Here is a 6,130-nt window from a genome sequence, read left to right as displayed (position 1 = left end):
CCGTGTCCACCCAGGGGCTACCAGCAGCCAGCGCGGTGGGGGCCCCCGGGCCGACCGCCCCCCCGCGGGGTGTGCCCCACGGGGGCGCCGCGGGGACACCCCCCGGCCCCCCCCGAAACCGCCCGGCCCCTGGCGGCTGGTGCCGCTGGTGGCCGGCCTCGGCGAGCTCGGCTACTTCGCGGCCTACCACCCGGCGACCACCGACGCGCAGTCGGCGGCCTACCTGACCGGCTTCGTCCTGGTGATGCTCGGCCTGGTGGTCGCCGGGCCGTGGCTCACCATGGCGGCCGCCCGGACGGTGGCCCGGTGGACCAGCCGCCCGGCCGCGCTGATCGCGATGCGCCGGCTGGGGGACGACCCGCGGGCCGGCTTCCGCTCGGTCGCCGGCCTGGTGCTGGCCCTGTTCGTGACCACCGCGACGCTGAGCATCATGAGCACCATCAACGCGAACCGGGACGCGCTCAACGGCGCTCCCGAGGTCCGCAAGGCGGTCGTGGCCACCTCGCTGCTCGGCCCGGAGCAGTCGGCGCTGCTCCCCGCGGTGCCCGACGGGGTGGTGGCGCGGGCCCGGGCCGTCCCCGGCTTCGAGGGGATGGCACTGCTGCACGACAACCCGGCAGGGATCGGCGCGTCCCGGTACGGCCGGGAACGGATCGTGCCCGTCCTGGTGCGCTGCTCGGAGCTGGCGCAGATCCCCGTCGTCGGCCACTGCGCCCCCGGGGCCGTCGTCGCGGCCGTCGACCGGAACGACGTCCTCGACCTCCAGGCGCACCCGGACAAGGAGTGGCCGTCGGCGCCGGTCACCGCCGAGGAGGTCGCCGGCCTCCCGGTGGCCATCGTCTACGCGACCACCGACGACTCCCCGGCGGCCAAGGAGCAGCTGCGGACCCTCTTCACCGTCGAGTTCCCGTCGTACCTGGCCAGGATGGCCGAGGACTGGAGCTCCGAGGGGCAGAAGAAGCTCCAGGGCTGGCGCAGGCTCGCCGACGCCGTGCTGCTGACCACCCTGCCGATCGCCGGCTGCAGCCTCGCGGTGAGCGTGGTGGCCGGACTCTCCGACCGCCGCCGCCCGTTCGCGATGCTGCGGCTGGCCGGGGCGCCGCTGCGGCTGCTGCAACGGGTCCTGGGGCTGGAGAGCGCGCTGCCGCTGCTGGCCGTGTCGGCGCTCGCGATCGGGACCGGCTTCGCGGCGGCCGAGCTGTTCCTCAAGTCCCAGATGCGGTACGACCTGGTGTCCCCGGGCCCCGCGTACTACGGGCTGACCGGCTTCGGCCTGGCCGCGTCGCTCGCGATCATCGCCTCGACGCTGCCGCTGCTGAAGCGGATCACCGGGCCGGAGGCGGTCCGCAACGGCTGACCCCGGCGCCCGGTGCCCGGGTGCCACGTCGCCCGGGTGCCCCGGGTGCCCCCGTCGCCCGCCCTCAGCGGGTGACGGGGTAGCCGTGCGTCCCGGCCCGCCGTACGTCGGCCAGTCCCGGCAGCCAGCTGCCCAGCACCAGCGCGGACGGGTAGAACATCGGCTCCGGCAGCGCGTCCACCGCGAAGCGCTCCCAGCCGCCGCAGGCGTGCGGCTCGGTGACCAGCGCCTCGGCCAGGCTGGCCGGCGCGAGGACGGCGGCGGTCAGCCGGGGCCGGCCGAGCTCGTGGTCGAGGTGCACGGCGAGCACCCGCATCCCCTCGGCGGGGAGCACGATGCCGGTCTCCTCGGCGAGTTCGCGGGCCGCGGTCTGCTCGAAGGACTCGCCCGCGTCGACCTTGCCGCCCGGCAGGCTCCAGGTGGGCGGCTCGCCGGCCGTGGTGCGGCGGCCGACCAGCACCCGGCCGTCCCCGGTGGGGACGATGACCCCGGCGCCGAGCAGCGGTGCGGTGGTCCCGCCCTGCGGCGTGGTGCCGCCGAGCGGCGGTGCGGCGGTGCCGCCCTGCGGTGCGGTGGTCAACTCGTCGTCCCCTTCGAACCGTTGGCTGTCAGGCCTACCAGTTGGAGCGCTCGTAGTCCTTCATGAAGACGCCGTACAGGTCCTCGCCCTGCTCGCCGCGCACGATCGGGTCGTACACCCGGGCCGCGCCGTCGACCAGGTCGAGCGGGGCGTGGAAGCCCTCGTCGGCGAGGCGCATCTTGTCCGGGTGCGGCCGCTCGTCGGTGATCCAGCCGGTGTCGACCGCGGTCATCAGGATGCCGTCGGACTCGAACATCTCCTGCGCGCTGGTGCGGGTGAGCATGTTGAGCGCGGCCTTGGCCATGTTGGTGTGCGGGTGGCCGGCGCCCTTGTAGCCGCGCTGGAACACGCCCTCCATCGCGGAGACGTTGACCACGTACTTGCGGCGCGACGCCGAGGCGGCCATCGCCGGGCGCAGCCGGCTGATCAGGATGAACGGCGCGGTGGAGTTGCAGAGCTGGACCTCCAGCAGCTCGACCGGGCCGACCTCGCTGACCGTCTGCACCCAGCTGTTGGTGGGCGCGAGGTCGGGCACCAGGCCGCCGGCGTCGATCGCCGTGCCGGCCGCGATCCGGGCCGGGGTGGCGGAGCCGGTGACCAGGGCGAGCGAGGTGACGTCCTCGGCGGCCAGCCGCTGCTCCTCGCCGCCCGCCTGGTGGGGGAGCGCGGGCAGGTCGACGCTGCCGCTGCCGAAGCGGCCGATCGTGGTGGACTGCGGCAGCTCGCCGGCCGGCAGCGGGGCGGACTCGGCGTTGAGCAGCTCGCGGTAGGACTCCGGCGGGCGGCGCACGGTCTGCGCGGCGTTGTTGATCAGGATGTCCAGCGGGCCGTCGGCGGCGACCTCGTCGGCGAGGGCCATCACCTGCGCGGGGTCGCGCAGGTCGATGCCGATGACCTTGAGGCGGTGGATCCACTCGGCGCTGTCCGGCATCGCGGTGAAGCGGCGGATCGCGTCGTTGGGGAAGCGGGTGGTGATGGTGGTGTGGGCGCCGTCGCGCAGCAGCATCAGCGCGATGTACATCCCGATCTTGGCCCGGCCGCCGGTGAGCAGCGCGCGCTTGCCGGTGAGGTCGGCCCGGGCGTCGCGGCGGGACCGGTTCAGGGCCGCGCAGGACTGGCAGAGGTTGTGGTAGAAGGCGTCGACCTCGACGTACCGGCCCTTGCAGGTGTAGCAGGAGCGGGGCCGCTCCAGGATGCCGGCGATCTCGGTGGTGGTGACGGTGGTCAGGCCGAAGGCGCCGGCCGTCTCGTCGTCGATCCTGGTGGGGGCGCCGGTGGCGGTGCGGGCGGTGACCGCGCGGTCGTTGGCGGTCTTGCGGGCCCGGGTCTCCTGGCGGCGGCGCTGCTTGAGGGTGCGGAATATGCCGCCCACGGCCTGGCGGACGCTGATCGCGTCCGGGTGGTCGACATGCAGCTCGTCCAGTTCGGCGATCACCTCGAGGCAGAGCCGCAACCGCTCGGGGTCGAGGCCGGGACCGTAGTCGATCTCCTCCTCGGTGCCCTCGGTCCGGTCCTGCTCGATGTCCGTCTGCCCGATGCCCACGCCTGGTGCCGCTTTCCCGATCGCCTCGCCCATTACCGCGTGAATGCTACGGGAGCGGCCCCGGCCTCGGCGAAAAGCCGACGTCGGAGCCGGTCTTTGGATGATCCTCCATGTCTACGCGCGGAGCATTGATCACGGTTTGTGGACAGACCCAGCAATCGCGTTCGAACTGGCTTTTGCCTCCGTCCTCACGGAGAATCGAATGCTGGGTGCAGGGCGCCCGAGTGCGCCCCGGCGGCATCGCCGCACCCGCACCCGAGGTGTAATTTCTCCCAGCCAGAGAGCCCCCTTCATGCGCTTCCTGAACGACCTCAAGCCCTCGTACGACTTGACGTACGACGACGTCTTCATGGTCCCCAGCCGTTCCGCCGTGGGCTCCCGGCAGGGCGTGGACCTCTCCTCGAACGACGGCACCGGCACCACCATCCCGCTGGTCGTGGCCAACATGACCGCGATCTCCGGCCGCCGGATGGCCGAGACCGTCGCCCGCCGCGGCGGCCTGGTCGCCATCCCGCAGGACATCCCGACCGAGGTCATCGCCGAGGTCATCGCCTGGGTCAAGCAGCGCCACCTGGTCTTCGACACCCCGATCACCCTGGCCCCCGGCGCCACCGTCGCCGAGGCGATCTCCCTGCTGCCCAAGCGCGCGCACGGCGCCCTCGTGGTCGTCGAGGACGGCCGGCCGGTCGGCGTGGTCAGCGAGTCCGACTGCCAGGGCGTGGACCGCTTCACCAGCGTCGCCGACGTCATGTCCCGCGACCTGCTGCTGCTGGACGAGGGCATCGAGCCGCGCGCCGCCTTCGACAAGCTCACCGAGGCGCACCGCAAGCTCGCCCCGGTCGTGGACGGCGAGGGCCGCCTGGTCGGCATCCTCACCCGCAAGGGCGCGCTGCGCGCCACCCTGTACACCCCGGCCGTGGACGCCGCCGGCAAGCTGCGGATCGCCGCCACCGTCGGCATCAACGGCGACGTCGCGGGCAAGGCCAAGGCCCTGATCGAGGCCGGCGCCGACGTGCTGGTGGTGGACACCGCCCACGGCCACCAGGAGTCCATGATCAGCGCGCTGCGCGCCGTCCGCGGCCTGGACCCGCAGGTCCCGATCGTGGCCGGCAACGTGGTCTCCGCCGTCGGTGTCCGCGACCTGGTCGAGGCGGGCGCCGACATCCTCAAGGTCGGTGTCGGCCCGGGCGCCATGTGCACCACCCGGATGATGACCGGCGTCGGCCGGCCGCAGTTCTCCGCCGTGCTGGAGTGCGCCGCCGAGGCGCGCCGGCTCGGCAAGCACGTGTGGGCCGACGGCGGCGTGCGGCACCCGCGCGACGTCGCCATGGCGCTGGCCGCCGGCGCCTCCAACGTGATGATCGGCTCCTGGTTCGCCGGGACCTACGAGTCCCCGGGCGACCTCCAGACCGCCGCCGACGGCCGCCAGTACAAGGAGAGCTTCGGCATGGCCTCGGCGCGCGCGGTGAGCAACCGCACCGCCCAGGACTCCTCGTACGACCGGGCCCGCAAGGCGCTGTTCGAGGAGGGCATCTCGCACTCCCGGATGTTCCTCGACCCGGCCCGTCCGGGCGTCGAGGACCTGATCGACTCGGTCATCGCCGGCGTGCGCAGCTCCTGCACCTACGCGGGCGCCGCCAGCCTGGAGGAGTTCCACGAGAAGGCGATCGTGGGCATCCAGAGTGCGGCCGGCTACGCCGAGGGCAAGCCGCTGCACTCCAGCTGGGCCTGATCACTCGCGTCCGCTCCGGCGGACCCGCCGGCCGGCCGGTTCCTCGCCTCGGGGAGCCGGCCGGCCGGTGCCGTTCCGGGGGCCGGTGTGGTGCCGGTGGCCGCTGCCGGGGCGTGGGCCGTCTCGGTGCCGGGGGCCGCTGCCGGGTGGGTGGCGCCGCGCGGCCCGAGCGGTCCGGACGGTCCGGACGGTCCGGACGGTCCGAGCGGGAGCAGCAGGGCGCGGCCGAGCAGCCCGACCGAGCCGCCCAGTGCGGCGGTGAAGGCCCGGGCCGCACCCGGCAGGTGCCGAAGCTCCCAGAGCGCGCCGACCGCGGCCCAGGCCCCCTCGCGGGCGGCCTCGACCGACCAGGTGCCGAGCAGGTGGGTGAGCGGCTCCACGCGCTCCAGCAGGTCGGGCCCGGGCATCAGCCGCTCCCGGACGGCCGCCTCCACCTCGGCCAGCAGCCCGTTGATCCGGTGGTAGTCCTCCTCCATCCCGGCCGGCTCGCAGCCCCGGCGGCAGCAGGTGTCCACGACGGCCAGCGGCAGGTCGTGCTGGATGTGGGCGTTCATCCCGGCCAGGGCGAACTGGAGCGGGTGCACGCCCGGGTGGGCGCGCAGCGCGAACAGCGGCCGCCAGCAGGCGGGCGGCTCCTGCCCGGCGGTGTCGGTGGCCACGGCCCGCAGGTACCGCCCGGCGAACACCGCGTCCAGCTCGGCCATCGCCGGGGGATCGGCGAAGTACCCGCTGCCGAGCCGGTCGCGGACGGCCTCCGTCACATCGAGGTAGAGCCGGTTGAAGACCGCCACCCCGTCGGCCGGCGGCAGCCCCGCCCCGATCTCCCGCAGCCGGCCGGCCACCTCCTCCACCGTGGCCGCATCCTCGACCGTGACCCGCGGACGACCCACCGTTGTGCCGGACATGCGCCACCCTCCG

General features: G+C 74.3%; 5 protein-coding genes. 2 read left to right on the top strand and 3 right to left on the bottom strand.

Going from position 1 to position 6,130, the window contains the following annotated elements; translation table 11 throughout:
- Positions 1 to 139 precede the first annotated feature (139 nt).
- Positions 140 to 1,357: an ABC transporter permease gene (locus ACFQ6N_RS16630; protein WP_380649715.1), complete on the top strand. Its 1,218-nt coding sequence runs from the start codon at positions 140 to 142 to the stop codon at positions 1,355 to 1,357.
- A 64-nt stretch (positions 1,358 to 1,421) separates the two neighbouring features.
- On the opposite strand, the gene ACFQ6N_RS16625 is transcribed toward ACFQ6N_RS16630, so the two are convergent.
- Positions 1,422 to 1,937: an NUDIX hydrolase gene (locus ACFQ6N_RS16625; RefSeq protein WP_380649714.1), complete on the bottom strand. Its 516-nt coding sequence runs from the start codon at positions 1,935 to 1,937 to the stop codon at positions 1,422 to 1,424.
- Between the two features lie 34 nt (positions 1,938 to 1,971).
- On the bottom strand, positions 1,972 to 3,474 hold the full coding sequence (locus ACFQ6N_RS16620) for an SDR family NAD(P)-dependent oxidoreductase (protein WP_380649722.1): 1,503 nt from the start codon (positions 3,472 to 3,474) through the stop codon (positions 1,972 to 1,974).
- Between the two features lie 298 nt (positions 3,475 to 3,772).
- On the opposite strand from ACFQ6N_RS16620, the gene ACFQ6N_RS16615 reads away from it, so the two are divergent.
- Positions 3,773 to 5,212 carry a GuaB1 family IMP dehydrogenase-related protein gene (locus ACFQ6N_RS16615; protein ID WP_380649713.1) on the top strand — a complete coding sequence of 480 codons (1,440 nt, stop codon included), beginning with the start codon at positions 3,773 to 3,775 and terminating at the stop codon, positions 5,210 to 5,212.
- Here ACFQ6N_RS16615 and ACFQ6N_RS16610 read toward each other — a convergent pair.
- A complete protein-coding gene (locus tag ACFQ6N_RS16610; protein WP_380649711.1) occupies positions 5,173 to 6,117 on the bottom strand; it encodes a DUF5995 family protein in 945 nt (314 codons plus the stop codon). The genes ACFQ6N_RS16615 and ACFQ6N_RS16610 overlap by 40 nt on opposite strands.
- Between the last annotated feature and the right edge of the window lie 13 nt (positions 6,118 to 6,130).

Source organism: Kitasatospora sp. NPDC056446, assembly GCF_042796115.1.
Taxonomy (GTDB): Bacteria; Actinomycetota; Actinomycetes; order Streptomycetales; family Streptomycetaceae; genus Kitasatospora.
This window is presented reverse-complemented; position numbering and strand designations above follow the sequence as displayed.